A 26272-nucleotide genomic window follows, 5' to 3' on the forward strand; every position below is an offset into this window, starting at 1 on the left:
GGGGCCAAGGTGCCGGGATAAACCGACGTCGGTTTGCCCGGCTTGCTCAACGCCAGAAGCGCTTGACGTCGATCACGTCGTCGAGCGCAGCCTGCGCGCGGTCGATGAGCTTGTCCTTGTTGGCCTGAACGACGAGCGTTCCGGCGTCCGGGTGATCTTCGAGGCCGATCTCGCCGAGCACATGCGGCGCCGAAACCAGATCGTTGAGCGTGCCGAGTTCATCCTGCAGTGCGGCCATTGCGGCCGTGAAGCGCTTGTGGCGCCTGGCGCCACGCTTGTCGTCGAACAGTGTCGCAAAGAATTCGGCGGCATAGCGCAGCTTCTTGGCGTCCTTGCGGGCCTCGTGCCGCTCCTCGTCGTTGATCTTGGCGAGCGCGCGGCCGTGCTTCTTCAGCTTCCGGCGCTCGCGGTCGAGCACGGCCTCGGCGAAATCGGTCACGGACCTATCGTGAAGTTCGGCGGGCGGCGATGAAAGATAGGCGCCGCAGTGGAGCCACTGGTGGAGATCGAGCATGAGGGCGCGGCCGCGACCGTCATCGAGCGCCGCGAACACCTCCCGATAGCGGGCGGCGCGGGCCGTCTTCAGCCACTCGACAAGTTCCGGCTGGGATGCGCGGGCCAGGAGAACGTCGACGTCGCGGGCCTTGCCGAAGACGCCCGCCAGCCACTTCAGCTCGCCTTTCAGGCGCGTACTTTCGTCGTCCTGAAGCAAATCCCTGTAGAGCGAGAAGGCCGATCGCAGGCGCCGAAGGGCAACGCGAGCCTGGTGCAGGGCCTCCGGGTTCTGGCGCACGCGCAGCACGTCTTCGTTCAGGCGGTGGTGGCGAAGACAGGCAAGGGCGACCGTGCGGAAGCTCTTTGCCACCCGCATCTCGCGGTCGAGTTCGACCGGCTCGGCCTTGAAGACCATCTGCTCGGCATCGATGAGACGGAAGCCGCGCTCCGCCTTGGACATGACGCCGAAGCGGATGGGAACGATCGCCTCGATACGGCGGGCGAGCGTGAAGAGCGCCTCGGACGCGCCGTCCTTGAGCTCAAGTTCGATCTCGCCGATCGCGGTCTGGCGGGTGCCCGCGGTGATCAGGCCGCGGTCGAGCACGACCTCGACGTCGGCGCCATCCTGTTTCACTTTCCAGGTGGTGCGCTCGACATCGACGGCAAAATGCGCCTGCAGATCGCCTGGCTCGAGGTCGAACTGGGCGGCAAGCGGCGTGGTGTGGTCGACCACCGGCTCGTCGCTGTCCAGCGGCTGCTCCCATTCCGGCCGGGCGAAAACCGAGGCGCTCGCTCCCGTCGCCTTGATCGTCTGGGTGCGGGCAGAACCGACCGTGCGGATGCGCAGCGTGAAACCCGACTGGAACAGGTCGCGGGCGCGCGTATCGAAATAGACGGACCGCTGGCTTTCGACGCGCGCCGGCTCACCCAGAAGCCCGGATGCGGCGAAGCGATCGAGATCTTCAGGGAGAAGCTCGAGCTTGATTTCGATTTCCGTGTTCAACCCCATCCTCCAACAAGTGCAAGAGACAACGCGATAATGCCATATGAGCACATTGGTTCGTGTTCTGGATGACATGGATCATATTTGCGGCGGCGGTCCCACGCGATAGGTCGCGCTCGAAGCTGAAGGCCGCCGGGGTGTACGGGTTTTCAATGGATTCCGGACGGACAAGCGCTTCGCACTTTTCCTGGAATTGCTTTTTGAGATGGCGCGATTCCGGACGGAAAACCGCTTCGCACTTTTCCTGGAATTGCTTTTTGAGATGACGCAATTCCGAACGGAAAACCGTTTCACACTTTTCCTGGAATTGCTTAAGCTCCCCGCATTTCATGCCACGGAATTGATAAATGTCGCTTCGCCTTGCCACCTTCAACATCGAAAACCTTTTGAGCCGCTTCGATTTTTCCGGCTTTCGCAATCAGCTGAAACAGGACCGCGTGCTCCGGCTCTTCGACGTGAAGACGGAAGCCGAGTACCAGCGGCTGGAGGAGGCGCGCACGATTGCGCATACGGACGATACGCGGCAGATGTCGGCGCTCGCGATTGCCGATTGCGATGCCGATATCCTCTGCCTGCAGGAAGCCGACAACATGGCCTCGCTGCAGGCCTTCGAATACAACTACCTTTTTCGCATGGTCGGCAACGGCTATCGCCAGAAGTACCTGATCGAGGGCAATGATTCGCGCGGGATCGACGTCGCCGTGCTGATGCGCGAGGAGACGCGCGACGGCCAGCCGATCGAATGCCTCGACGTGAAGAGCCATGCGGGGCTGACTTATGAGGATCTCGACCTCTTCAACGACAGAATAGCGCTTACCAACCGTCCGGCCGACCGGATCTTCAAGCGCGACTGCCTGGAGCTGGACTTAAGGATCGGCGGGCGGCCGCTGACGCTCTACGTGGTGCATTTCAAGTCGATGGGGCCGGCGCGCGAAGGGCTCGACGGCCGGCAGGCGACGATGCCGCTGCGCGTGGCCGAAGCCTCGGCCGTGCGCCACATCATCGAAAGCCGCTTCGGCCGCGGGAAGACGGCCGACAAGATGTTCGCGATCTGCGGCGACATGAACGATTACCAGGAGAAGGTGAACATCCTCGGCGACCGGCGCACCGGCTACCAGTTCGTGCCGCATGAGGAGGAGACGAGTTCGCTCGACGTCTTCACCCGCGACGGCTTTGTCGAGAACCCGATGCTGCGCCGTCCGGTGATGGATCGCTGGACGCTGTTCCACAGCCGCGGGCCGCAGGAGCGGCATCTCTGCCAGCTCGACTATATCTGGCTTTCGCCGGCGCTTGCCAAACGCAACGCGCACCAGGTGCCCGAGGTCATTCGCGGCGGCCAGCCGTTCCGCACGATCTTTCCGCCTGATCTGGAGGTGGAGCGCTATCCGCGCACCGGCTGGGACCGGCCGAAGGCGTCCGACCATTGCCCCGTGGCCATCACCCTGGATGTGTGAGCATGAGCGCGCTTGAAAGCAACACGGACGCCTGGCCGGATGAAGGCGTCATCATCCCGATCGATGCGGTGGATGTCCGCGTTACCGGCGCGGCGCATCCGTTTCACCAGGAGGAGGTGGAGCGCGCGCAGGAAAACTGGCAACGGGAGATTACCGCCAACCCGCACCTCTTCGACGGGCGGATGGTGTTGCTCAGGGCGCTTCGCATCGCGGACGGCCGGCTGCGGGGCGAGGGGCATGTGGTGCCCTATTCGACCTTTCTCTGGTGGCGGAAGACGCGAGCAAAGAGTGCCTTTCATCTCTTTGCCATGCCGGCGATCCTTTCTTCCGACGGTGCGCTGATCCTCGTGCGCATGGGCGGGCACACCGCCAATCCGGGCCGGGTCTACAGCCCCTCCGGTTCGCTCGAGCCCGAGGATATCGTCGATGGCGGCTGCGACATCGACGGCAATATCCGCCGCGAGGCGATGGAAGAAACCGGCATAGACCTTTCGCTCGCGACGGTGGAGCCCGGCTATCACCTGCTGCATATGGGCCGCGCCGTGACGCTCATCCGCGTCTATCGCTATCCGGAGACGGCGGCAGCGCTGGTTGCGCGCGTGGCGGAGCACATTGCCGCGGACCCGGAGCCGGAGATTGACGAGGCGATCGCGGTTTTCGGCCCGGATCCCGTGGCGCACAACTATCCGCCCTTCATACCGCCGATCCTCGACTGGCTGTTTCGGCGCGAGAAACCGCTCTGATTTCGAATCAACGGGACGTCGCATCTCCTTGTATTTGTGCGTTTTAGCGGGGGTCGACACGCGGCCGCGCGGCGGCGGGTGCGCGCCGGTTGCGGCCGGGAGGGTTTTTGGCCGCGTGAGCGGCGAAGCGTGCTGCGGGCGCCGGAGCTAAAGAAAACGTGATCCGCGCCGAGCTGTGTACCGGCGCTTTTAAGCCTTGCCGCCCGCGTCCCGACGCTGCAAAGTTCGCGCATATTCGCAAGGGGACATGAATGGCGCTCAGCTACGCGATCTACGACGTCTTCACCGACAGGCGACTGGAAGGCAATCCGCTGGCCGTGGTCTTCGGTGCCGACTGGCTCGACGATGAAGCGATGCAGGCGATCGCGCAGGAATTCAACCTGTCGGAGACGGTGTTTATCCGCAGGCCCGGCGGTGCGGCGCACACGGCGAAGCTCCGGATCTTCACGCCTGCCCAGGAACTGCCCTTTGCCGGCCATCCGACCGTCGGTGCGGCAATTGCGATCGCTGAGGCCCAGCGTGGCGCGACCGAGGAAGGTTTCGACCTCGTGCAGGTGCTGGAGGAGAAGGTAGGGCCGGTGCGCTGCGCCGTGCGGCTCAAGCCCGGGCAGGCGAGCTTTGCCGAATTCGACCTGCCGCGAAAATCGGTCAGGCTCGACGCACGCTTCGACCGGCAGGCGATCGCCGATGCGCTAAGCCTGAAACTCTCGCAGATCGGTTTCGAGAATCACGTACCGTCGTTCTGGAGCGCGGGCGCACCCTTCGTCATGGTGCCGGTGCATGATGTGGCGGCGGCTTCGTCGATCGAGTTCGATTCGCTGCGCTGGGAGCAACTGACGCCGATGGCCGAGGGACGGCTCGCCGCGGCTTACGTCTATTGTCGCGGCGGCGTGAACCACACGGCGCGCTTTCACGCCCGCAAGTTCGGCCCTGGTGCCGGCAATCTGGAGGATCCGGCAACCGGCTCGGCCGTTGCCGCCCTTTCCGGCGCGATCCACTATTTCGACCAGTTCGTCGACGGCCATCATCCGGTGCTGGTCGAGCAGGGCGTGGAAATGGGACGGCCGTCCTTCATTCACCTGCATCTCGACATCTCGGGCGGCGAGATCAGCAACGCCCGCATCGGCGGCCACGCGGTGAAGATTGCGGCCGGCGAACTCTACGTCTGAGGCGTCGGCATAAGACTTGGGAAATTCAGCTTAATCAGCGTCTTAAGAGAAGTTTTGGTGGGTGATCACGGGCTCGAACCGTGGACCCGCTGATTAAGAGTCAGCTGCTCTACCAACTGAGCTAATCACCCATCCGTGGCGTCGCTTTAGCGCACGACCTCATCACACTCAAGAGGGTATTTGCATCTCGCAATGATAAACTCACAGCCGTTTCCACCGGAGCGGTCGGAAACGGCTAGATTCTTGCCTTCAATCATCCCCGTCGTCAGCGCACGTCGATGAAGTTGCCCCTGAGGTCGAAGCGGCAGTTGAAGAAGGTGACGCCGCGGCCGCCATCGTAGTTGCCCTGCACCCAATAGTAGCGGCCGCTTCGGAAGGCCATATTGACGGTGATCCGGTTGGGACGCACGCCGAAGGCGGCAGACGCTTCGCCCTGGCAGAAGCGCGGCATCATCCTTGCGTCGACACGATCCGGCTGCTGCGTGTCGTCGTATTGCGGCGGGCGTTCCGGGCGTGGCCGTGTGTTGCCGCCGGCAGACGTGACACGGCAGACGCCGTTGCCGGCGCCCCGGCGCGTATAGCTGATTGAAGGCGAACCATCGCGGTTGACGCTGATCGAGATCGTGGTTCGTCCTTGGCTTGCCTCGTAATAATCGCTGCTGAACCGCTTCAGACGGGCCTGGCTGCCATTGATGAGGACGGGACCGCCCTGATCGGCGTGGACCTCGATACGGCCGGGGCAGGTGGCGTTGAAGAACGGCACTTCGGCCTTCGCCTCGGTGGCGAAGCCGGCAAGGATACCGACGAGCATTCCTGTGGCGATCGTGCTGCGCATGGGGATACCTCTCCAATCATCGCTCGTTTCGTGTGCCCGGCTCGCTGCAGTATGCCGACCATGCGCCTCGCGTCAAACGGGTCTTTTGTCGCGTTTCCCCTGTGGCCTGTATCCGCAGGGAGGCGCGAGGGGTGGCCGGAACGCCCCCGGTTGATAGCGGGCGAATTCTCCACAGGGTTGCTCTAGCCCCACGAGATTTTTCAAAAGATTTTCACAAAGGCGCTGGACAACCAAACCGAACGCCTTTATACGCCCCCTCACGACAGCAGCGGGACACACCGCAGCGGTCGCGGATGGGTGATTAGCTCAGTTGGTAGAGCAGCTGACTCTTAATCAGCGGGTCCACGGTTCGAGCCCGTGATCACCCACCAAAACTTCTCCTAAAGCGCTGATTAGATTACAATTCCTATATCTACGCCGATCGCATGTGTCCGGGCTTCTGGGCAAAAGTCACGCCCCGTTTCCGCTGCAAAATATACCGGTTCGATGTTGCGACCCCAGTGGGCGGCGCGCATTCCGCTGAACCGTGGGACGGGCGGCGGATGAGGATCGCAAAGACAGGGCTGGGCCAGCGTGATTGGTCCTCCGGCGATCAGTCGCCAAGCACGCGCGACGGCCGGGCCGCCGTCGAACCGTGTCTTGCAGGGCTCGTGAATCACTTGGCCGGAAAATATCGAAGGGTTCCGGCGAGCCGGGGGCCGGTTGAGCCCTTGGTGTCCATCGGATGATTGATGCCGTCGTTGACCGGCAATTCTTCAAAATCAAAGGGGCTCACGCCCTCTAGGCAGGCTGCGTTAACGCCGTAGAAATCGGGGTTGGAGCGCGGCTTGTGAAAGGTGTAGATGCCGCATTTCGAGCAAAAGAAGTGTTCTGCTGCATTTGTGTTGAACTGATACTTGGTCAGCGCCTCGCCGCCCGAAAGCACAGTCACGCCGTCTTCGGCCGCCGAGACGGCAACCGCGCCCTTCAGCTGGCAGTATGAGCAGGTGCAGCGGCGGGCCGTATGGAGGCCATTCTTCAGCCGAACATTGAAGCGAACCGTTTTGCAGTGGCAGGCGCCGTTGAGGTCCTGAACGTCGAAATTCATGGAAACATCCGTCTGGTCTGAGCCGAATTGATGTCTGTTCCATAAGGGCTGGATCACCGATCCTCAAGTGCGGGCCACCGGCGTCGCGGCCGGCGCGACCGACCCTCGGCCAGCTGTGCCGCCGGCACCGTTCGGCGTCGGCCGCCCCTATGTTTTCGAGATCAGTAGGCTCCGTTCAATTGGCGGCGCAATTGGGATCGTTTCCGTTGATGACGGTCACGCCCGAGCCAGGGGTGGTCGCAAGGCTCACAAAGCCCGCCGCAGCATTGCTGGTGTTGCCGTCATGCAACAGGCGCATCTTCAATCCTGCGTCTGCAGATTGTCCTCTTGCCGACAAAGTAATCCTGTGTAATTTTCGCCAAATCGGAGCTCAAACTAGAGGAGGCATACGATGAATATCAATTTTGTTCAGATGCGCGCCTCTGGTGGAATGGTTCACCCGTCACGACGAGTGTGCCGTAATCCTGTGTATTACTTCGGCGCATAACTGCGTCCTGAGTTCCGCCTTTTCGTATCTTCCATTTTGACTTGATGTGACCGGCTTCCGGAACGTAGTTCCGTGTCCGCGCGCATCCATAATCTAGAGGACCCGACCGCTTTGCGCGGCGGGAAAAATCATGCGCGAATTGCAACTGACCACCGCTGGCGCTTTGCCGGCGATCATGGACGACCTTTTTCGAACGTTCGGCTTCCGCCGCACGGTCGGCGCTTTCCTGCTTGCTGCCTGGAGGCGTCAGCGGACGCTCAACCAGCTCAGCCACCTCTCCGACCGTATGCTGCGCGATATCGGCGCAGAAACGGGAGAGGGCGTGAAGAAGCCGGAGATCGCCGACATCTCGCTCTGGCAGATGCCGGTCGGCTATCCGGTGACGAGACACAACTGAGGCCCGCGTCAAGCGGGCCTCTTTTCCCGCAGCAACCGGTGGCCGATGAACAACGGCTCAGAGGGCAATCGGTTCACTGGGGGACTGGCGCGGCGAGCTTGGCCGCGCAGTCATGCTTGATCATCGCCGCGGCAAGGTTTTCCCGCCCCTTGCCGGTCGCCTTCGCCCTTGCCGCCGCCATCTCCCTGCACCAGCCGGCGTCGAGAACGTCCTCCGGGATGTGCGGTATGCAGGATGAAAGAAAGAGCAGCGAAGAGAGGAAGGCGACGCGCATTCAGGGGCTCCGTGGGTGGGTTCCGAATTGATAGCATTGGCGGGCGATAGGGGAACAGACGGCAATGGCTTGGCCGAAAAGGTCGAGCGGCTTTGGAATTGTCGATCGGTGCGCCGCGTCCCCCGGCGTTTCCGAGCTCGGTGGGACATCGAAGTAGAACCTTGCGGCTGCGATGTGTATATCGCCGGCATTCAATTAGTGCGGGCGTGGCGGATGCGATTTGCAAGGGTCAGAAGAATATTGCTCTCCACGGTCCCGCTTGCTCGATTGGACTATCTGCTCGGCATCGCGCTGTGCGCCTTGCTCGTGGCAGCCCTGTTTCCGTTCGCGGCGGCTGACGAAGTAGGGTGGCCAGCGAAATCGGCGTTGATTTTCGGCTGCGGCTATGCGGTTTTCCTGACGTTGCGACGACTGGTCGATCTCGGCGTTGCCAATTCGGGGCTCGCCTTCCTGTTTCTCTATGCATATTCGGTCGCAGCCGGCGGACTTGGCAGGGCACTTGGCGCCTGGGGAGCAGTCGCCCCTGTGGCGCTGGCGTTGTTTTTGTTTCTAAGCCCGACGACTGCTGGTCGCGTGCCTGCGCAAGATCAGCCAGATTCGGTGGGCTGACTTCCGATGTTTCGCGCGATCGACCTGAAGTCGGCCATCGCCTTCGGCCTGCTACCGGGCGCCTGGACGGAGTTCGACTTCGATTGCGATGAAGGACCCGAGGCGACTTCGCCAGACGACGTGAAGTTCACGCTGGAGCTGGAGATCGGCACGAAGGAGGAAAGCTGGGCGGAGAGTTTTTTCGTTCTGGTGGTCACCCCCAACACCAGGCCCGGCCGGACCCCGCACACGCGATTTCTGGCGTTGCCACGCTACAGCCACGCGGTTCTCAAGGGGCACTTGGTCAAGGCGCTCGCCGCCAGTCAGCGCGACAGTTGGGAAGAAAGCCTCTTGGAACTGCGCAAGCGGTTTTTCTGGGAGTGGGAAAGTACCTGATCTCGCCCGGACTTCTGGGTGGTCGACTGGTGAACGCCGCCTCTCGCCGGCCGCACGGGCCGGTTTTCCCTGATTATATCGACGAGCGCGCTTGCCCGGTTTGCTCAATTAGCTATGACGGTGACGAGGTCGGGACATCCGGCATTTGAAACCGCGGGTGGAAGTGCAGTAGCGATGACGGACACCAGGAATATTATTGACGCGCGTGCGTGCAGCGACGAGGCCCTGCAGGCGATCGGTTCCGATGTGCTGATTGTTGGGTCGGGGGCTGCGGCCTGCGCCATGGCGACGCGGCTCTTGGCGGAGGGCTTGAAGGTCACGTTGCTTGAAACCGGCGACAACCTCGTCAACTCCGACAGCTCGCCCTTCTTCGAGATCGCCAACCAGGAGCCGTTCGGGCTTTCGTTCCAGATCGGCGGCGCGACCAATCTTTGGTCCGGGCGTGTCGCGCCGCTGGAAGATGTCGACCTGACGTCCGGCAACGACTGGCCGCTGGAGCGCGCTGAACTCGATGGATATTACCAGCAGGCGATCGAACTCCTGCAGCTGAAGCCGATCGGCGCCATCGACCAGGTGCCAGCCTATGACGGCGGCTCGGCGCCTTGGCGGGATTTCGTCTCCGACCCGGCCGTCTCGGTCAAGCGGTTCCAGTGGAGCCGTCCGGCCTTCAACGGTCAGGATTATCTGAAGGCGCTTGCGAGCAAGAACCCTGATCTCACCATCGTCTATAATTGCCGCGTGCTGCAGGTGATCCCGACCGCCGCCGGCGATCGCGTCGGCGCGGTGCGGGCGGCGATCGGCGAGGGGCGAACCGTGGAGCTTTCCGCCCCGGAATTCGTGCTTTGCGCGGGGGGGCTCGAAAACCCGCGCATCATGCTGAACAGCCGCCAAGGCGGGTTTTTGGCAAACGACAATATCGGCCGCTTCTTTTCCACCCATCCGAAGGCGAATGTCGGGCGCATTCACCTGTTCAAGACGGTGAAGACGGCAGGGCCGCTGTTCAGCGATCACAAGAGCGGCAGCAGCTCGCTGCGCTTCGGTGTCGGCGTGCGCAAGGGTCAGAAGAGAGACCAGCTGAACCATTATGTTCAGTTTTCGCCGCGCTTTGAATCGATCGGGCTCAAGCTTCTCGAGCATGCGCAGCACGTGGTGGCTGCCGGCGAGGGCGGCGATCGCCCGCAATCGACCTTGCGTCGTCGCCTGACCTCGGCGCTGGCGGTTGTCGGCCAGGTCGCCTTCAACGTCATCGGCAAGATGGGGTTGCTCGGGCCGGGCGGCTCGATCCTCGTGGTGCGCGGCTTCTTCGACCAACATCCCAATGCCGAGCACAGGGTCGAGTTGAGCGAGGCGCGCGATCCCCATGGGCTGCCGAAGGGCGTCGTGCGCTGGTCGCTGACAGAAGATGACCAGGCGTCGATCCGCGAATTTCTAGACGAGCTTTCCGAGCTGCTGCTGCGCCACAATATCGGCAAGCTGATCTCGACGCTGCCGCCGGCAGGCAAGCCCTGGGACATCACCGGCATCCATTCCCATTTCATGGGCACGACGCGTATGGGCCGCTCGGCCGACATGTCCGTCATCGATCGCGATGGCCGGGTGCACGGGGTCGACAATCTCTATGCGGCAGGCGCGTCGGTCTTCACCTCCTACGGCTACGCCAATCCAGTACTGACAGTCATGGCGCTTGCAATGCTTACCGCCGATAAGATATGCCAGCGCCACAAAACAAAGGCGGGTAATCCATGACGGAAATGACTTCCCCGGAACTTAGCGGCAAGGAACAGCGGGCGAAACGCACGCGCTGGCAAAAGCTCTCGCGAAAGAACTACTTCGGGGGCAAGCTTTCGACGAAGAACCTGGTCCGGCTATGCCAGGAAAATGCTTCGAACAAGCGCACGATCATCGTTCACACCGAAGACGTTGACTATACTGAGTTTTTCCCGAACTCGTTCCTGGTCTCGAAGTCCGATCGCAAGAAGGCCGATCTCGTCGTCGACACGCATTACCATCTCGATGCCATCGAGAGCGAAAGCTACGACATCGTGCTCTGCACCGGCCTGCTCGAACATGTTCCCGATCCGCAGCGGCTGATCGACGACATGCGCCGCATCCTGAAGCCGAACGGCAAGCTGATCATCTCCGCCTCGGCGGTGTTCTCCTTCCACGAGGGGCCTGAGAACTATTTCCACTTCACGCCCTTCTCCTTCAAGATGCTGTTCAAGGACTGGAGCGAGATCGAGGACCTGCGTGGCTCGAGCATGCCGTTCGAAACGATCGGCATTCTGATGCAGCGCATTCTCCTGCAGTGCGACGTGTTTCCGCTGGCGCGCCCGTTCATCGAACTCATGGCGCGCTCGGCCCGGTTCTTCGACGTCTTCATTACCCAGCAGTACGATACGACGTGGAAATACACCGACGATCACAAGATCGATTCGATGATGCCTTCCAATATCCAGGCCGTGGTGAGGAAATAGCGCGGGCCCGCCCGGGGCTTGGGCGACATCCGCCGCCGCTTCGCCTTTAAAATTCCGATGAAGGATCACCCACGGGCGACGCCCGTGGGTGATTTCGTTTTTGGCGCCGGGTGCTCGCGGGCGTTTACGGGGTCGTCGCGGGCTGCGTCGTGGCCGGCTGCGTGGTTGTTGCTGGCGGCGTCGCCGACTGGTCTGTCGTTGCGGGCTGCTGGGTCGTCGCTGGCTGCTCGGTCGTTGCCGGCTGTGTCGTCGTCGTTGTCGGCGCTGTCTCGGTTGCCTGCTGGTTCGCCCCCGGTTTCAGGAACATCACAGCAAGTACAATGAGCACGACCACAACCACGATACCGATGATGGTGTTTCGATTCATCAAGGCTTCTCCTCAGGTTAAGTGCCTTGAAGCTGTAAATGGAGCGGTTGGTCGAATTATCAACGGGCCGGTTCGCGGGTCGGTTGAAAAACACATGCCAAACGTGGCGTGGGGCGGCTGTGACCGCCCCGACGTGTGCGGCTGTCCCTGAAGTATAAACATGAGCCGGGTGGTTTCTCCTCGAACGACAGCCGGCTAAGCGAAAGCGCGAACCGACAAACCCGCCTTAGCGGGTGCCTTCGTCGGGAGCCTTAGGGACCGCGGTAATGAAGCCGAGCCGCAGCAATTGCTTCGATCCGTCGAACTTCATCGAAGACTCGGAAAAGAGCTGCAGGGCGCCAGTGCTGGAGAGTGCATCCGTCATCTTCGCGTAGGCCGCCGAGCCGTCGAAATATTGCCCATCGGCCACCGCGTCGTTGATGACCTTCTGGTAGTCGGCAAAGAACTTGAAGTGCAGCAGCGTGCCAAGAATAGACGAGAAGTTGCGCTGATAGGGGAGCGGCTGGTGGATGCTGGGGCCGAAGCGACAGTCTTCGTCCCAATAGATCAGCGGGTACTTGATCATTTCCAGGTCCGAGTCGAACTCGCGGTGGCGAGCGCCGCCCTTGATGGTGATCGCCCGCTTCGTCGTCGTCAGCGTGTAGCCGCAGCTGTCGAAATGATCGGCGACTTCCCAGGGGGCACTTGTCTGCAACTGGTCGATGTCGGCGGCCCCGAGATCGACCGGATACATGTCCAGCATCGGTGCCGGGAGGCGCGAGATCTTCAGGCCCTCGAGCGCGTGGATGACCGACCAGAGCGTGCGGTTTTCGCAATCGTCATAGATCAGGAATTCGTCGGAATCGACGTTCACGTACCAGCGTTCGCCACCATACAGTGCGAACAGCGACTCTCTCCAGGCACGTCCGCGCCGCGCATCCTTGTAGCGGACCGAGGATGCCCACAGGTCGACATCCGGCTGACAGAGCAGAAATTCGCGGGTGCCGTCGGTCGAGGCATCGTCGACGCAGATGAAGCGGGTGATCCCGAGTGACCGGTAATGGGCGAGGAAGCCCGGCATGAGCTTGGCGTCGTTGCGGGTCAGGAAGATCAGCGGCAGGTCATCGGGATAGAGCGATGTCTGCCCTTGGGGGCTGACGCAGCGCAGATCGACCGCGTGGTTCATCCTGCGTTCGCGCCGCTCGACCTTGGTGGTCTCGTACCAGGTCGCGATGCGATCAAACAAGCTTCGATCCGTGATCGACTCGGCATCGGATCGATTCTTGAAGGGATACGCGATATCCGTCATGCTCATTCCGACATTTGTCATAAATAATATGAACCCGGACTAAATCAAAAGCACAGGCGTGGCAATCCATACGATCGCACGGATATGGGGAGCGAAAATCGCTGTGTCGAGTGGCTCGCACACGTGGAGTGCGCCCGGCTGCTACAGTTTCTGCGGGTATCCTTCAATCGCAAAAGGCGGCATTCAAGCGGCTCGGCACTGGTGCGCAGCCTGACGTCAAAGCGTTTTCTGCGAAACTTTTTGGCCGCTATCCTGTTTCTCCTTCATCCACGTTCGCGCTGATGCGCCAAGAAGTGGAGGAGGCAGACATGACAAGCATGATGAGCAAGCTATTGATGGCGGCCCTGGTGGCCGCGGGATCGGCCACCGCAATGCCGGCCGTCTCGCCGGCGCAATCACTCGACCTCTATATCGGCCGGGACCGGGATTATTACGGCGACGACTTCCGTCGCGAGCGGCGCTATGACGACGAAGATTACGTTCGCCCGCGCGGCTGCAGCACTGGCCAGGCGTTGCGCCGGGCCTATCGCGCCGGCCTGCGCGATCCAGAAATTGCCGCCATGAGCCGCAACCGGATCGTCGTTGAAGGCGAAACCCGGCGCGGCCAATATGCCCGGATCTATCTGGCGAACCGCAGCGGCTGTCCGCGCATCGGATAACGGCTGGGCGGTCGCATGACGATCGCGATCGTTCTCTCGCATAGGCCGGCGCCGGCAATCGTTCGCCGTCGGCGGTCGGGTAACGTCGAAGTTTTGCGGGTTTCCTTGCGGCCGGGCACGGTGATAGACCTCGCCGCATGACCGCACTTTCCGATTTCAACGCCACCCCGCTCGCCGAGCGCGCCTGCGGCACCTGTACGCTCTGCTGTCGCCTGCCGGATATCGATGCGCTGGAGAAGCCGGCCAATGCCTGGTGTCGGCATTGCACGGGTGCGGGATGCCGGATCTATGAGGACCGGCCGCAGCTTTGCCGTGACTTTCTCTGTCTCTGGCGTACGGACGAGACCTTGGGCGAGGCGTGGGATCCGGCGCGTTCGCATATGATGATCTATCGCCAGGGACCGCAGGTCACGGTTCTCGTCGATCCGGACCATCCGGACGCTTGGAAGCGCGCACCCTATGCAGCGGTGCTGCAGGGCTGGGCGCGCGAGGGTGAGGGCGGACAATATGTCATCGTCTTTGTCGGCGACGCAGTGTTCAAGGTTGATTGAGACCGGTTGGTAACGACCCGGCAGGCCCCTAGAAAGAAAGAGCCCCGCACGAGGGCGGGGCAAGCAGGCACCCAAAATGGCTCGGGGTGCGGGGAAGCGCAGTCCAGAAAGAACGTACTGCGCGGTACGGAAGCTAACGTGCATCCGCCGGAGCGGGAAAGGCCGGATTCGCTGATTCTGGTACGGTTGCCAAAATAAAGTGGCCCGCGCACGGGCGGGCAGGCGCGCCCCTGTGGTCGCTTCACTGGTCGGTTTTCATGGCTATCGATTGACTTTGCCGGTCGGCGCTTCATTTCCGATTGGAGGAAAAGACGGAGACGATCATGTCAAAGGCGATGCTGACGTTCCTGTGCCTGGCGGTGCTTATGCTTTCGGCTTGCGCCAACACGGCGCGCGGCTTTCGGCAGGACGGTGTCGAAACCGGCCACGCGCTGGACGATGCGACCCATCGCGTGCTGAAATCGACATCGAAGTGACGCGAGACGAGGTGCCCTGGGCTGCGGCGGCCTATCTACCGCGATGCGGCGGTGCTGGCGCGCGCGGGAGTTTCAGCGCTGCTGAAGATCACCACGGCAAACAGCAGCACGCCGAGGAAGGCGACGATAGACGCGGCGGCAACGATGGGCTCGATCTCGGGCCTGCCTGTCGTCATCAGATAGAGCGAGGGCACGAGCACCGCGACGCCTGACGTGTAGACATAATACTGGATCAGCGCGAGCCGCCGCTCGGCCTTGGCCGGGTTGAGCGCGTAATAGATGCCGAAGATCGCCATCGTCACCCAGCCGAGCAGGTTCGTATGGGCATGGGCCGGCGTTGCTGCATGGTCCTGGCTGATCGCCATGTGCAGGCCCATGCAGAGGCCGATGATCAGGAAGATGATTGCGGTCTTGAAATAGAGTTGCGCAAGCCTTGGCATGGACTGTCTCCTCCGCGATGCCTTTGCTGTCTATTAGCATGTTCGCAAATGATTGGAGATTGCCAATATTGGGCGTGTGGGGGCGTCCGGGCAGGCGGGCCGGGCGGTGGTGGCGGCGAGCGTGGCGCGTTTGCGCGTCGCCATGCCGTCGAAGGTGGTGAGCCCCTGGTGCTGCAGGTAAGCCGAAATCGCCGCCTCGATGCCGCGATCGTTGCCGCCTTCGGTTTCCCAGAAGGCTTCGATGGCTGCAAAGAGGGCGGATCTGTCGAGCGTGACGGTCATCGCAGGCTGGTTCCGAACTGCTGGCGGTGGTTGAGGGTGCCGTGGGCGGTTTGGCCGAAAGGCGCGCACTGCGCGCTGAAATCGGCGCACCAGCGTTCCCATGCCTGCGACGTTCGCACGAAAGCGGGCAGTCTGTGTTCCTGCTCGGGGCTCTGGTCGAAACCGTTCAGCCAGGCATCGGCGACGGTCTCGGTAACATCTTCGCCGTGAAGCGCGTCTAGATCGAAGCGGATTAGCCGCTCCACATGCTCGCCGTCATGCACATCGAGCCAGTCGGCTGCGGTTCGGTAGGTGGTGCCCGTCGTGTCGGTCTCGTCGCAGAAGGTGCCGGCACCGAGCGTCATCATGGCGAGAATGATTTCTCGGCGCTTTAGAAAGGGTGCTGCGCTCATCGCCGTTGCAGCGCCCACGGAGATCGCATCCGACATCGTTCACCTCGTCTGTTCGAGGTGCGCACTGGAACACCCTTCGCGGGTTTCCTGTCGGCCCCTCCGGCTGTGTTTCTGATGTAGATATAGGAAAAATCCTATCTTCCAGTCAATAGGAAAAACACTGCCGGCAGGAATTGCCTTCTTCAAGCTGTCGATGACGCACTGTTTGTTCTTGTTTTGTTCGAGTGATTGCGCCACTGTGGGGCCGCCATTCCAGGTGGCGGAAAAGGAGCATGGGATGATCACCTACTTCGTCGTTCAGAGCTTCACACTGGGGAGCCGCGGCGCATTTCTCGCCGACGATCCGGTGCAGGCGACCGGACCCGAGCATGCCCAGCGGCTGGCCGAAAGGCTCGCGGCGACCAAGGTGGGGGTGATCGCCTTCAGCCGCTCGGGCGACCTGGCGACCGGTGAGTTCGAGGATGCCAGGGTGCTCTTCACGATCGGCGACCTGCCCACGGAGATCGAGGAGGCGATGGTGGCGTGACGGCTGTCGCCGGGCAGGGGTGGCCCGTAACGGTCACATCCGTGAGCGGTCGAGAAGGCGCTCACCGCTTGGGCGCCACTCAATGTTCGTTGGTTACGAGCTGGGTGCGCCGTGGTAATGTCGTCGCGCAACGTTGGGAGGCGTGAAATGATGTCCGTCGACAGTCGTGCAAGCGGCGAGCCGTCTACCGGTCAATATTGGTCTTCGCCCATTCCGGTTGACGAGGCCGAGTTGAGCCCCGTTCTCCTGCGACAGATCAATTTTTGCGACGACAGGCGCGGATTTCGGGCCTATGTCGTGCAGGTGTTTGCCGATCCTGCCGGGCCTCCAGAGGCCATGTTCGAGCTTGCGTACAATCGCAGGAGCAAGCGCGCCTGCGCCATTTTCGAGGCGGTTCGGGCGGCTGACCTTGGTGGTTCCGGTGATAGGGTCGTCGCTGCGGCCGATCCGATCTGGGTGGTCGCAAACAGCCCTCGGACAGCGGTTGATGCTGCTTTTCAGGCCTTGGTCGATCGGTGTTCCGACTAGGGCAACTCGCTTATTTGTGCTGTTTGCGGCGGCGATGGGCGAAAAATCAAAGACTTAAAGCGCGACGAGGGGGCCGGAAGATTGCGGCGTGCCTTAACGGGCGGCTGCTCGGCGATCCCGACCGGATTGCCGCTCAATCTCTTTAAAATCCTGTGATTGTTTGTGGCGCTCGCCCCGCTTACCGCGCGCTGTATTTGCCGACGACCCGGTGGCAGAAGGACCATTCGACCCGGCTCTCGGTGAACTCCAGGAAGGGGTTGTATTGCCTCAGCGTCCATTCGCGGTCGTTGAACGAGACGAGCCGCTTGATGATTGCCTCTGCATCGTTGGCGGGGGGAACGTGGTAGAGCACCACGTCCTTGTCGCGCGTGGGTGGCAGGTGCGGGTGGACGAGCGCCATGTCGCCCGGCTCATAGGCCGGGATCATCGAGCTGCCGGTGAGGTAGATGCCGTAGGCGCCCTTGACGCCCTCGAGCACGGACGGGCGCTTGACATATTCGACCGCATCGAAGGTGACGATCACATGGCCGTCGCCGCCTTGCGCGGCCGCAAAGATCGGCAGGTCGCGATGGCCGACGAGCTGCTCGCCGGGCACGATCTGCGGCGCAAAACCCGGCGCGCGTCTGGGTGCGGCTTCGCCGGCGGCGGCAGCCCCCTGGATCAGCTCGACGATCGCGCGGGCGTCGCGCTCGCGCAGTTCCCGCGGCGTCTCCCGCTCCACGAACTGCTGGATATAGGCATGGTTCTTCCCGATCGCGATCGACAGATCCTTGTAGGTCGTCTTCTTCGCGTCGACTGCTTCCCGGATGAGGTGGCGCAATTCGTCCATGGCACTGGCATCCCAGATTCCGTTTCCGTCGTCAAATAGGATTTTTCCTCTTGATGGCAATAAGAAATCCTACTATGAATAGGATGTCAACGGAAATGAGCGGCAGAAGCCGCTGCAGCAACCGTCACGGCGCCCAGTGGGCCAGCAAGCGGACTGGATGCGGATGATCGATCCGTCTCAGCCGATGCCGACCAGGGGGCGCATTCAGCATCGATCGCCGCATCTTGTGCGGTGGTCCAGGCGAGAGGCCGTCGTTTCCTCCCCGGCGACCTCTCGCTTTTCCAATCGATGCCGGCGCGCCGGCGCATGGTTGCCACGCGGGCCGATGACGGTCCGTGGCCGGTGACGTGCGCCACGTCGGTGGAGAGCAGCCGGCGCGCAGCCAGTGCGTGCCGGCGGCGCCAAGGTCACGGGTTTCGGCCGTTGCAGTGCCTCCTTCGGCGGAGGCGTGGCCCCCTGACACCGGGAGGGGACGGCGAAGGCGACCGGCTGCTTGCCTGGCGGTGGGCGGCAAGGCGACCGGCCAGTGACGGGAAGAACAATCGGAAGCGGGCGCGCGGCAGGCGCGACGAATGGCCGTGCCAATGGGCACGGCCAAAGGGGAAGGCATGGGAAGCGGCATGGCTGACAATGATTTGACTGGGAAGGCGCCGGGAGGGCGCGGGGTTTTGCCGACGCGTGAAACTCCGGGGCGGCTGGCGACCGGGGACGTCGGTTCCAAGGCTGGGATTCGTCGTCCTAGCCGGGTGGCGGGCGTCTCCTCCCGCCAGGTGGTGCGCTCTCCTTTCCCCCGGCCGGCGAGGGCTTGAGCGCATGCGCATTACCGCAATCGTCGAAGCTCTTGTTCAATCGGGCGCGTCGCCCGAGATGATCCTTTCTGCCGTGCGCGCTGCCGAGGCGGGGCACGTATCCGAGATCGAGCGCCGCCGGGCGGGCGACCGCGAAAGGCAGCAGCGCCGTCGGGCCCGCGTGACGTCACGCGATGTCACGGTGACGGCCGACGGTGCCCTCTCTGATAAAGAAAGCTCCCCCACACCCCCTAAAGAAACTAACTCTCCCGACCCGAATCCGGGTGGGGACGCCGACCGGCCGGTTCCGGCTGCAGCCGTTCCGGATGCGGCAGGCTCGCGGCGCAACGGGAGCGGCCGGGCGATGCGGCTGCCTGAAGATTTCGAGCCCGACTGGGGCTTTGCCGCCGGCCTCGGCTTCGGCCGGGCCGAGGCCGGCGTCGAGTTCGACAAGTTCCGCGACTACTGGCGCGCCAAATCGGGACGCGATGCGACCAAGCTCGACTGGGCCGCCACCTGGCGAAACTGGATGCGCAATGCCGGCGGCCGCGGGTTGCGCGGTGGCGGGCAGGCCCGTCGCGGCCATCACCCCCAGCCGCCGCCACACGAGACCGCCTTTGCCCGCCATCAGCGGGAATGCAGGCAGACAATCGAAAACCAACTGAACGGAAACGGGAACAATGACCTATTCAGAGATGATGATTTCGCCGGCGGAGGCCCGGCTTTCGACCTTGGGCCGGGAGATTACCGCGCTCACTGAGCGGCTGGCTTGCGTCAACGAGGCGGCGGTGCTGCGCAGCCTCGACGCGATGCAGACGGCCGGCATGACCATGCCCCCGACGATCGAGCCGAGGAAGATCATTGCGGTTTACCACTACGCGCTTTCGGGCGTGCCGGCCTCGGGTCTTTCGGCGGCGACGCAGAAATTGATCCGCGGCGACTATGCCGCCAATCCCAACGTGCTTCTCGGCACGATTCCCAAGCCGCCGGTGCTGGCGGCGCTCGCCAAGGCGGAGGCGCTGGGTCTCAGGGCGGATCTTGCCCGCAAACGCGAGATGGTTGCGGCGCTGACGCCGCGCCCGGCCGACGATCGGCGATCGCCGGCAAGCCGCAGCCGGGTGCGGGCGATGGTCGAAAGCTTCCGTCAGGTGCATGCGGCAGCGAAGGCCGGGCGGGATGCAGTTTCCTCCGACGGGCGGGCGCAAGGCGCGAACGTCCCGACCGAAAGCGCAGCTGATAGGCAGCCGGATGATACGGCCCCGCAAAATCCGGCGGCGCGGAATGCGTTTCGCGACTGGCTCGTGTCCGGCGTCGAGCGTGCAAATCTCAATCCAGCCGTTTCGAAGGAGGCTTTCCATGCGGTCTGAAGGCACTGAATTGACGACAGGACAGGCACCGGGCCGCGCAGCGGAAGGGTCGGCGGAAAGGATGCTCTCGGGGGACGAAGCGGGGAGCGCGGCAGAACCGGCGACGCTCGACGATCTCGTCGGCATCGTCGCCGTTCAGGTGCGGGCGCAGGCGAGCCGGATCCAGGAGTTGGAACTGGCGCTCGCCGATGCCGAGGCGCGCATCCTCTCGCAGGCGCGGCTGATCTGCGGTGCCACGGCCGCGGCAAACAGCGATCTGTTCAACCGCCGGCCGGTGCGGGCGATCATCGAGGAGGTGCTTGGCGCCTATCCTGGGATCAGCTTCGAGGACATCATCGGGGTTGGCCGCGAGCGACGGCTGGTCGAGCCGCGGCACCGCTGCATGACCGCTGTTTACGACGAGCGTCCGGATCTATCGCTGCCGGCGCTCGGGCGGATCTTTCGGCGCGACCACACCTCGGTGCTGCACGCCGTCAACAAGCGCGAGCCCGGCAATGCGCGGCGGCGCGGACGGACCCAGCAGCCGGGCCGCTTGCCCGCGAATGCCGGTGCCGACGGGATCGGCGCGCCGGCATTTTGATTTTCCGACGAATTTCCGTCCCGCCCGCGGCCGCATGCAGCGGGCGAGGGCACATGCAGATTGCAAAAGGAGAAGAGACCATGACATCCAAGGCAGAGCGCATCCGTATCAAGCGCGCCAGCCGGGCGGGCCGGCCGCGCAAGGCCAATGTGGCGCGCTATCCGGGCGGGCAGATCAAGCATGGCGAAAGCGAGCGCGAGGTCTGCTCCGTGGCGCTGGACGCGCGCCGGCGCATGCATTTTTCCGGCCGACGCGATGCCGATGTTGCCAGCCCCTTTGCCGGCTACACGCTCGGTCGCATGTTCCTCGACGGCAAGCTGACCGCGCATGAGCGCGAGGCGGGCGACGAATATAGTCGGCAGATGGCGCGTTACTACAGCCTCACCGGCATTCCTTTCCCGAGCGTGCGGGCCCAATCGCTGTTCGACGTGAAGGGTTTTGCCGGCGAGACGAGCGCCGAGCGCGCCCGCGGCGCCCGCCAGGCGGCGAACCGGATGATGGAGCTGGAAGGCGTGCTCTTGAAACTGCCGGACGGGCCGCAGGTGAAGACCACTGTCTTCAACGTCTGCATCATGGACTACGAGATGCTGCGCACCATGCCAGAACCGCAGCTCGCCTGGCTGAAGCGCGGGCTGATGGAGCTGCACTGGCAGCTGGGGCTTTCGCGGGAGAAGGAAGGGGCGTGAACGCGAGCGGCGCGGATCGGCCGCTGCCAGTGGCGCGGTTTCAAGCCCGGCTCGCGCTTCGCAGCGCCGCTTGCCGCGATGCGGGTTCGAATGCCCTCGCGTCAGCGCGGCTGCGCACCGCGACGAGCGTCGCATGTTCGGCTGAACACGCGACGCTCGAACCGGCCTGAGGGGCGGGCGGATGCGACCGGAGCCGCGTGGATGGGGCGCGCGCCGGTCTCTCAGGCACGGTAACGATTATCCGCGGAAGGCTCTTCCCTCAGTCGTGGCGGCCACCTCCGGTTCGTAGGAAAACATCATGCAGGTGAGCGCTGAACGTTTCGCTGCTCGCAATTGCCGTGTCGCTTTAGGCTTTTGACCACGGATGTACTGGCACTGGTGTAAGAGCGATGATGAGGAAGGTCGGTGCGATTTCGCCCCGGGCTTTCTCGTTGACCGCATGCGAGACTTTCGCGTCATTGATGCGGCCGATTGCTTCGTCAGCGGTCGCCAGCCGCCTGCGCCCGGGTATCCAGGCCACGAAGGGTCTGCCTCATCTTGGCCTTGAATAGACCTCAATTGACGCGCACCCTGATTAAATCGATTTAAGCCTGCTTGGCTTCTCGCGGCGTCAGGACCTCGACCCGCCATTTCCCCCTTAGATCGCCGCGTCGTAGCGCTGCCGCACGCAGCGGTATCAAACGAGATCGCGTGCCGGCGACTGCCGGTATCGGGAGGAGATGTCATGTTCGACCGAACGATTCACCGGACAATCCATTTCGACCGACCGTTCAGATTGCCGGGCGTCGATGAGACGATGGTCGCCGGCGCCTACGAAATCGATGACGACGAGGTGCCGATCGAAGGGCTTTCCTGGCTCGCCTACCGCCGTGTTGCCACCTTCATCAAGTTGCCCGCGACAGTCGAGAACCACTACCGAATGCGGTTGATACAAATCGAACCCGACGAGTTGGCGCGTTTGGTGGCGCTCAGCGGCGCCGAGATATCAGATGCGCCCGGACAGTGAGGATAGAACCATGTCCCAACATCGCTATCCCGTCGGACTGTCCGTTCGCCTGCGAACCGTCATAATCTCTCACCGAGAACCGCCGAAACCTATCGCATCACCGCAAAGATGCCGCTACGCGACAACGCCCCTCAATATCGAATTCGCAACGATGAACTCGGACAGGAGCGGGTCAGCGCTGAAAGCAATCTGGAACCGATCGACTGGGGAATGACCCGCAGCCACTGAGGAATGCCATGCGCTATGTCGAAACATTGAAGCGACTATTCCGGGTTAAACCTGAAATCCGTCACCGTGGTCTTGTGCTGACGGTCGCAAAGCCGGCCAGTCAAAAGGCACGCGACAGGCCACAGGAGCGTCATGACAGCTCCGGCATATTGAAGCGCAGCCGGGATACGCAGGAGCGCCACCGGCTTTTGTAGAGCAACTGATCTGCGTCAAGACAAGGAGATAGACGCCGATGAAACCGCTCCATCGCACACATCAGATTGGCCTCGCGCTTTGGCTGCGAAACGGTGGGGCAACCGGCAACACGGGCGAACTCGATCAATATGGCAGGCGTGTGGAACGTGACGGGTCCTGGACGGGAGCGCGGTTGTATATCGGCTCCTGGACTATGGCCGGCCTCGACCAGCAATTTGGCCTCCGCTGTGCTTCTCAACGCACCACAGCGGGCCTGAAGAAGACGAGGTAAACGCCCGTGTCTGACGCGAATGGAAATGTCTTGATGAGCGTCGCGGAAATCGAGCTGCTGCGGTGTGTGTTCGAGGCGACCTGCGCGGAGCACCAGATACCGCGGGAGGGAAGCTGCGCCGAACATCTTGCCCGGTTTCTTATGTTCGAGTTCAATTTGTCTACCTCAACCGAAAGCTCTCTCCTGGCAGCCGTCGATGAGGTCTATCTCCGACGCGCTCCGCCCCACGAGGAAAGCTAAGCAACGCGCAGCCGGCCGAATAACATCGCCTATCCTACCCTACGAGGCTCCTCGCAACCTTCCGTTCGCGCAGGATGCGAGCGTCGAGTTCCTTCAGCCGGTGCGTGAGGGCGGGATCGCCGGGCAGGAGGGCGAGAGCCTTCGCCAGCATATTGCGTGCGGTGACGAGATCGCCGTCGCGGATGTGGCGATTGGCGCGGTGATAAAGGAAGTTGACCCGCTCCGTTGGCGCAAAACGGTCGCCGAAGCGGGCGTCGAGCGCGTCGGACCAGGCGGGATGCCGGGCCATGGCGGCGATGGCGACCTGATAGGGACGCATGGGCGCATCGACCCGGGCGGCGCGGGCAAGACCCCGTAGGCGCGAAACGTCATGGGTTCTGCAGGCGGCGATCAGCGAAAGGGCACGCTCGGTGCCGGTAAAGACACGGACGGTGCCGTGGCCGGTCATGTGAACGCGCACGAGATGCGTTTCGGCCTGAAGTGCTGCGATGCGCTCGGCGTGGCGGCGATCTATCGCGTGGAAGGGATCATAAAAAATGAAGGCGCGGCCGGCGGCCTGATCGGCCGAAATGCCCATATTGGCGTGCAGATCGGGCGAAAAATGCCGGAGGAAGCGATTGTCGTAGGGGACGGATTTCGGGTCGATCGAGACCTGCGGGCAAAAGGCGATGGCCGTGGTGGCATTGAAGCGCCGGCGATAGCGAAGCGCCGCATAACCACCCTGCGAATGGCCGTACAGAATGCGCTCGGGAGCTGCATTCAGAATGGGTGCTGCGGCTTCGACCGCCTTGACCACGCTTGCCGCCGGAAACCAGTTGGGTCGCCTACTGATGAAGCCGAGGGCTGAGATGTCGGCCTTCTCGCAAAAGCGCTGGCCCCAGTAGCGGCTGCCGTTCGCCTGGATCTCCATCTCGTTGAAGGTCACCAGCAGATAGGGGGATGAACCCGGTCGATAAATGACTTCAAGGTTTTCGTCCGAGTAGATCAGCACGGTTACTCCAAAACAATTTCAATTCTTGCAGTAATATTATTTGAAAGTTCGAGAGTGATTTGCGGTCACCTCGGATTTCTTCAGTATTGCGTATTTGTATCAGATTTCCAGTGCCTGGATATTTCCGCAAGGCAAATCCAATAATGAGGTCCGTTCGCAGCTCAAGGGAGGCTCGTTTCCGGTCGATTTCGGCCCGATGCGGTCACTGCGCCACCGGTTGAGCGCCCACGTTTATGGCGTTCGTTACAGTTACGTACTTGATTGCCCGCGCGAAAGGAGCAGCATGCCCGCGCAGACGGCAACGGCCTTTCGCAATCGGTCGTGAGTTGCCGTTTTGGCAGCCGAAATTTGTTTGAAAATTCAGGCATGGCTTTGCGCGTCGAACCTCAATGGAGACGTGCTTCTTCCCAGATCAGTTTTTCGCGCGATGGCTCATCGCAGGAAGGAACCTGACAATGATAAAGGCATCTGATCATTCAAATTCGTCCCGCTGCGTGTCGAGGACTTTTCCGATGAAACTTCTGGCGTCGTGCGTGGCAGGGCTGAGCATTGTCGCTGGCCTGTCAACCCCGGCGCGTGCGCAGCAAGCAACACCAAAACCCAACATCCTTCTGATCGTTTCCGATGACACCGGCTACGGAGACCTCGGCCCCTATGGCGGCGGTGAAGGACGAGGCATGCCGACACCCAACATCGACAAGCTGGCCGAACAGGGCATGCTGTTTTATGATTTCTATGCCCAGCCGAGCTGCACGCCAGGTCGCGCCGCCATGATCACCGGGCGTATTCCCAACCGCAGCGGCATGACGACGGTTGCATTCCAGGGGGAAGGCGGCGGTCTTCCGGCGGCCGAATGGACGCTCGCCTCCGTGTTGAAGCTCGGCGGGTACCAGACCTATTTCACCGGCAAATGGCATTTGGGCGAGGCCGACTATGCCTTGCCGAACGCCCATGGCTTCGACGTCATGAAGTATTGCGGCCTTTACCACCTCAACGCCTACACCTACGCCGACCCGACCTGGTTCCCGGATATGGACCCCAAGCTCAGGGCCATGTTCCAGAAGGTCACCAAGGGCGCGCTCTCCGGTAAGGCCGGCGAAACGGCGGTCGAGGACTTCAAGATCAACGGCCAGTATGTCGACACTCCCACGGTCAATGGCGCGGCAGGGGTCGTCGGCATCCCCTATTTCGACAGCTACGTCGAAAAGGCGGCCATCGAGTTTCTCGACGACGCGGCGAAATCCGACAAGCCGTTCTTCATCGACGTCAACTTCATGAAGGTGCACCAGCCGAACATGCCGGCGCCCGAGTTCGAGCATAAATCGCTGTCAAAGTCGAAATATGCCGACAGCATCGTGGAGCTGGACACCCGCATCGGCCGCATCATGGACAAGCTGCGCGAGACCGGCCTCGACAAGAATACGCTGGTCTTCTACACGACCGACAATGGCGCCTGGCAGGATGTCTATCCCGACGCCGGCTATACGCCGTTTCGTGGCACCAAGGGCACGGTGCGCGAGGGTGGCAACCGCGTTCCCGCCATCGCCGTCTGGCCGGGCAAGATCAAGGCCGGCTCCAAGAACCATGACATCGTCGGCGGCCTCGACCTGATGGCGACATTTGCTTCGGTTGCCGGTGTCGCTCTGCCGGACAAGGACCGCGAGGGCCAGCCGATCATCTTCGACAGCTTCGACATGTCGCCGGTCCTGCTTGGAACCGGCAAGTCGGAACGGAACTCATGGTTCTATTTCACCGAGAACGAACTGTCTCCCGGCGCTGCCCGCGTCGGCAACTACAAGGCGGTGTTCAACCTGCGTGGCGACAATGGACAGGCGACCGGCGGCCTTGCCGTCGACAGCAATCAGGGCTGGAAGGGTCCGAACAAATATGTGGCGACGGTGCCGCAGATCTTCGACCTCTGGCAGGACCCGCAGGAGCGCTACGACATCTTCATGAACAACTACACCGAGCGCACCTGGACGATGGTGACCATCAGCGACTCCATCAAGCAATTGATGATGACCTACGTGAAATATCCACCGCGCAAGCTTCAAAGCGGGACCTATACCGGTCCGATCGAAATCTCGAAGTATCAGCAGTTCCAGTGGCTGCGCGATGAGCTCGGCAAGGAAGGCTTCAGTCTGCCGATGCCGACCGGCAACTGAACCGGAAAATGAGAA

General features: G+C 62.4%; 33 protein-coding genes, 2 tRNA genes and 1 pseudogene. 22 read left to right on the forward strand and 14 right to left on the reverse strand.

The window, feature by feature from the left end:
• Positions 1–46: 46 nt before the first annotated feature.
• The gene (locus tag OVA00_RS27300) at positions 47–1504 is read right to left on the reverse strand and encodes a CYTH and CHAD domain-containing protein (RefSeq protein WP_268089973.1); all 1458 of its coding nucleotides are present in this window, start codon (positions 1502–1504) and stop codon (positions 47–49) included.
• Complete coding sequence (locus tag OVA00_RS27305; protein WP_268089974.1) at positions 1458–1874, reverse strand: hypothetical protein; 417 nt, start codon at positions 1872–1874, stop codon at positions 1458–1460. The genes OVA00_RS27300 and OVA00_RS27305 overlap by 47 nt, the downstream gene beginning before the upstream one ends.
• Between OVA00_RS27305 and OVA00_RS27310 the strand changes: the two genes are divergently transcribed.
• The 3 genes from OVA00_RS27310 to OVA00_RS27320 all read left to right on the forward strand — a co-directional run bounded on the left by OVA00_RS27310 (position 1846) and on the right by OVA00_RS27320 (position 4864).
• Entirely contained in the window at positions 1846–2952 is a 1107-nt protein-coding gene (locus OVA00_RS27310; RefSeq protein ID WP_034793373.1) for an endonuclease/exonuclease/phosphatase family protein, read from the forward strand. The genes OVA00_RS27305 and OVA00_RS27310 overlap by 29 nt on opposite strands.
• Positions 2953–2954: 2 nt before the next feature.
• On the forward strand, positions 2955–3695 hold the full coding sequence (locus OVA00_RS27315) for an NUDIX hydrolase (RefSeq protein WP_060516127.1): 741 nt from the start codon (positions 2955–2957) through the stop codon (positions 3693–3695).
• A gap of 251 nt (positions 3696–3946) precedes the next feature.
• Positions 3947–4864, forward strand: a complete 918-nt coding sequence (locus OVA00_RS27320; protein ID WP_034793378.1) for a PhzF family phenazine biosynthesis protein — start codon at positions 3947–3949, stop codon at positions 4862–4864.
• 55 nt (positions 4865–4919) lie between these two features.
• On the opposite strand, the gene OVA00_RS27325 is transcribed toward OVA00_RS27320, so the two are convergent.
• Positions 4920–4995, reverse strand: a tRNA-Lys gene (locus OVA00_RS27325).
• 134 nt (positions 4996–5129) lie between these two features.
• A complete protein-coding gene (locus tag OVA00_RS27330; RefSeq protein WP_268089975.1) occupies positions 5130–5699 on the reverse strand; it encodes a hypothetical protein in 570 nt (189 codons plus the stop codon).
• Between the two features lie 295 nt (positions 5700–5994).
• On the opposite strand from OVA00_RS27330, the gene OVA00_RS27335 reads away from it, so the two are divergent.
• A tRNA-Lys gene (locus OVA00_RS27335) sits at positions 5995–6070 on the forward strand.
• A 284-nt stretch (positions 6071–6354) separates the two neighbouring features.
• Here OVA00_RS27335 and OVA00_RS27340 read toward each other — a convergent pair.
• The gene (locus OVA00_RS27340; RefSeq protein ID WP_268089976.1) at positions 6355–6786 is read right to left on the reverse strand and encodes a GFA family protein; all 432 of its coding nucleotides are present in this window, start codon (positions 6784–6786) and stop codon (positions 6355–6357) included.
• Positions 6787–6961: 175 nt separating this feature from the next.
• Entirely contained in the window at positions 6962–7090 is a 129-nt protein-coding gene (locus OVA00_RS27345) for a hypothetical protein (RefSeq protein ID WP_268089977.1), read from the reverse strand.
• Positions 7091–7403: 313 nt separating this feature from the next.
• Between OVA00_RS27345 and OVA00_RS27350 the strand changes: the two genes are divergently transcribed.
• Positions 7404–7670: a DUF1127 domain-containing protein gene (locus tag OVA00_RS27350; protein ID WP_034793390.1), complete on the forward strand. Its 267-nt coding sequence runs from the start codon at positions 7404–7406 to the stop codon at positions 7668–7670.
• Positions 7671–7743: 73 nt separating this feature from the next.
• Here the strand turns inward: OVA00_RS27350 and OVA00_RS27355 are convergent, their stop codons facing one another.
• Positions 7744–7944 carry a hypothetical protein gene (locus OVA00_RS27355; protein ID WP_268089978.1) on the reverse strand — a complete coding sequence of 67 codons (201 nt, stop codon included), beginning with the start codon at positions 7942–7944 and terminating at the stop codon, positions 7744–7746.
• Positions 7945–7959: 15 nt separating this feature from the next.
• On the opposite strand from OVA00_RS27355, the gene OVA00_RS27360 reads away from it, so the two are divergent.
• From OVA00_RS27360 to OVA00_RS27375, 4 genes are all read left to right on the forward strand, one after another.
• Positions 7960–8553: a hypothetical protein gene (locus tag OVA00_RS27360; protein ID WP_268089980.1), complete on the forward strand. Its 594-nt coding sequence runs from the start codon at positions 7960–7962 to the stop codon at positions 8551–8553.
• A gap of 6 nt (positions 8554–8559) precedes the next feature.
• On the forward strand, positions 8560–8928 hold the full coding sequence (locus OVA00_RS27365) for an Imm8 family immunity protein (protein ID WP_268089981.1): 369 nt from the start codon (positions 8560–8562) through the stop codon (positions 8926–8928).
• Positions 8929–9102: 174 nt separating this feature from the next.
• Complete coding sequence (locus OVA00_RS27370; protein ID WP_162744914.1) at positions 9103–10674, forward strand: GMC oxidoreductase; 1572 nt, start codon at positions 9103–9105, stop codon at positions 10672–10674.
• Positions 10671–11402, forward strand: coding sequence for a class I SAM-dependent methyltransferase (locus tag OVA00_RS27375; RefSeq protein ID WP_051659275.1), 732 nt, complete (start codon positions 10671–10673; stop codon positions 11400–11402). Before OVA00_RS27370 ends, OVA00_RS27375 begins: the two co-directional genes overlap by 4 nt.
• Before the next feature lie 124 nt (positions 11403–11526).
• On the opposite strand, the gene OVA00_RS27380 is transcribed toward OVA00_RS27375, so the two are convergent.
• Positions 11527–11769: a hypothetical protein gene (locus OVA00_RS27380; protein WP_034793396.1), complete on the reverse strand. Its 243-nt coding sequence runs from the start codon at positions 11767–11769 to the stop codon at positions 11527–11529.
• Positions 11770–11995: 226 nt separating this feature from the next.
• The gene (locus tag OVA00_RS27385) at positions 11996–12982 is read right to left on the reverse strand and encodes a glycosyltransferase family 2 protein (RefSeq protein ID WP_268090378.1); all 987 of its coding nucleotides are present in this window, start codon (positions 12980–12982) and stop codon (positions 11996–11998) included.
• A gap of 203 nt (positions 12983–13185) precedes the next feature.
• Here OVA00_RS27385 and OVA00_RS27390 point away from each other — a divergent pair, with 203 nt between their 5' ends.
• The 3 genes from OVA00_RS27390 (at position 13186) to OVA00_RS27400 (ending at position 14743) form a co-directional block, all read left to right on the forward strand.
• Positions 13186–13716 (forward strand): hypothetical protein, encoded by a 531-nt coding sequence (locus OVA00_RS27390; protein ID WP_268089982.1) that lies wholly within the window; start codon positions 13186–13188, stop codon positions 13714–13716.
• A 137-nt stretch (positions 13717–13853) separates the two neighbouring features.
• Positions 13854–14267 carry a hypothetical protein gene (locus OVA00_RS27395; protein WP_089043598.1) on the forward strand — a complete coding sequence of 138 codons (414 nt, stop codon included), beginning with the start codon at positions 13854–13856 and terminating at the stop codon, positions 14265–14267.
• 323 nt (positions 14268–14590) lie between these two features.
• On the forward strand, positions 14591–14743 hold the full coding sequence (locus OVA00_RS27400) for a hypothetical protein (protein WP_060601181.1): 153 nt from the start codon (positions 14591–14593) through the stop codon (positions 14741–14743).
• Positions 14744–14778: 35 nt separating this feature from the next.
• Here OVA00_RS27400 and OVA00_RS27405 read toward each other — a convergent pair whose 3' ends face one another.
• The 3 genes from OVA00_RS27405 to OVA00_RS27415 are packed head-to-tail and all read right to left on the reverse strand — an operon-like array spanning position 14779 to position 15893.
• Complete coding sequence (locus tag OVA00_RS27405) at positions 14779–15183, reverse strand: hypothetical protein (protein ID WP_268089983.1); 405 nt, start codon at positions 15181–15183, stop codon at positions 14779–14781.
• A gap of 33 nt (positions 15184–15216) precedes the next feature.
• Positions 15217–15465: a hypothetical protein gene (locus OVA00_RS27410; RefSeq protein WP_268089984.1), complete on the reverse strand. Its 249-nt coding sequence runs from the start codon at positions 15463–15465 to the stop codon at positions 15217–15219.
• Complete coding sequence (locus OVA00_RS27415) at positions 15462–15893, reverse strand: hypothetical protein (protein WP_060516136.1); 432 nt, start codon at positions 15891–15893, stop codon at positions 15462–15464. The genes OVA00_RS27410 and OVA00_RS27415 overlap by 4 nt, the downstream gene beginning before the upstream one ends.
• A 241-nt stretch (positions 15894–16134) precedes the next feature.
• Between OVA00_RS27415 and OVA00_RS27420 the strand changes: the two genes are divergently transcribed.
• The gene (locus OVA00_RS27420; RefSeq protein WP_268089985.1) at positions 16135–16383 is read left to right on the forward strand and encodes a hypothetical protein; all 249 of its coding nucleotides are present in this window, start codon (positions 16135–16137) and stop codon (positions 16381–16383) included.
• A 706-nt stretch (positions 16384–17089) separates the two neighbouring features.
• Here the strand turns inward: OVA00_RS27420 and OVA00_RS27425 are convergent.
• Positions 17090–17740, reverse strand: a complete 651-nt coding sequence (locus OVA00_RS27425) for a S24 family peptidase (protein WP_082566246.1) — start codon at positions 17738–17740, stop codon at positions 17090–17092.
• An 813-nt stretch (positions 17741–18553) separates the two neighbouring features.
• On the opposite strand from OVA00_RS27425, the gene OVA00_RS27430 reads away from it, so the two are divergent.
• The 8 genes and pseudogenes from OVA00_RS27430 (at position 18554) to OVA00_RS27465 (ending at position 23101) form a co-directional block, all read left to right on the forward strand.
• Positions 18554–19288: a hypothetical protein gene (locus OVA00_RS27430; protein WP_268090395.1), complete on the forward strand. Its 735-nt coding sequence runs from the start codon at positions 18554–18556 to the stop codon at positions 19286–19288.
• Positions 19209–19895: a hypothetical protein gene (locus OVA00_RS27435; protein ID WP_218685344.1), complete on the forward strand. Its 687-nt coding sequence runs from the start codon at positions 19209–19211 to the stop codon at positions 19893–19895. The genes OVA00_RS27430 and OVA00_RS27435 overlap by 80 nt, the downstream gene beginning before the upstream one ends.
• A complete protein-coding gene (locus OVA00_RS27440) occupies positions 19885–20475 on the forward strand; it encodes a helix-turn-helix domain-containing protein (RefSeq protein WP_268089986.1) in 591 nt (196 codons plus the stop codon). Before OVA00_RS27435 ends, OVA00_RS27440 begins: the two co-directional genes overlap by 11 nt.
• Before the next feature lie 80 nt (positions 20476–20555).
• Positions 20556–21161, forward strand: a complete 606-nt coding sequence (locus tag OVA00_RS27445) for a hypothetical protein (RefSeq protein WP_060583349.1) — start codon at positions 20556–20558, stop codon at positions 21159–21161.
• A 724-nt stretch (positions 21162–21885) separates the two neighbouring features.
• Complete coding sequence (locus tag OVA00_RS27450) at positions 21886–22167, forward strand: hypothetical protein (protein WP_112977134.1); 282 nt, start codon at positions 21886–21888, stop codon at positions 22165–22167.
• Positions 22168–22177: 10 nt separating this feature from the next.
• A pseudogene (locus OVA00_RS27455) lies at positions 22178–22395 on the forward strand (hypothetical protein).
• A gap of 8 nt (positions 22396–22403) precedes the next feature.
• Complete coding sequence (locus OVA00_RS27460) at positions 22404–22589, forward strand: hypothetical protein (RefSeq protein ID WP_162741365.1); 186 nt, start codon at positions 22404–22406, stop codon at positions 22587–22589.
• Positions 22590–22894: 305 nt separating this feature from the next.
• On the forward strand, positions 22895–23101 hold the full coding sequence (locus OVA00_RS27465; protein ID WP_034793461.1) for a hypothetical protein: 207 nt from the start codon (positions 22895–22897) through the stop codon (positions 23099–23101).
• Between the two features lie 34 nt (positions 23102–23135).
• Here OVA00_RS27465 and OVA00_RS27470 read toward each other — a convergent pair whose 3' ends face one another.
• Positions 23136–24092, reverse strand: coding sequence for a hypothetical protein (locus OVA00_RS27470; protein ID WP_268089987.1), 957 nt, complete (start codon positions 24090–24092; stop codon positions 23136–23138).
• A 512-nt stretch (positions 24093–24604) separates the two neighbouring features.
• On the opposite strand from OVA00_RS27470, the gene OVA00_RS27475 reads away from it, so the two are divergent.
• Positions 24605–26257, forward strand: coding sequence for an arylsulfatase (locus OVA00_RS27475; protein WP_112977129.1), 1653 nt, complete (start codon positions 24605–24607; stop codon positions 26255–26257).
• Positions 26258–26272 lie beyond the last annotated feature (15 nt).

It is taken from the genome of Ensifer sp. SL37, from assembly GCF_026672675.1.
Classification (GTDB): Bacteria; Pseudomonadota; Alphaproteobacteria; order Rhizobiales; family Rhizobiaceae; genus Ensifer; species Ensifer adhaerens.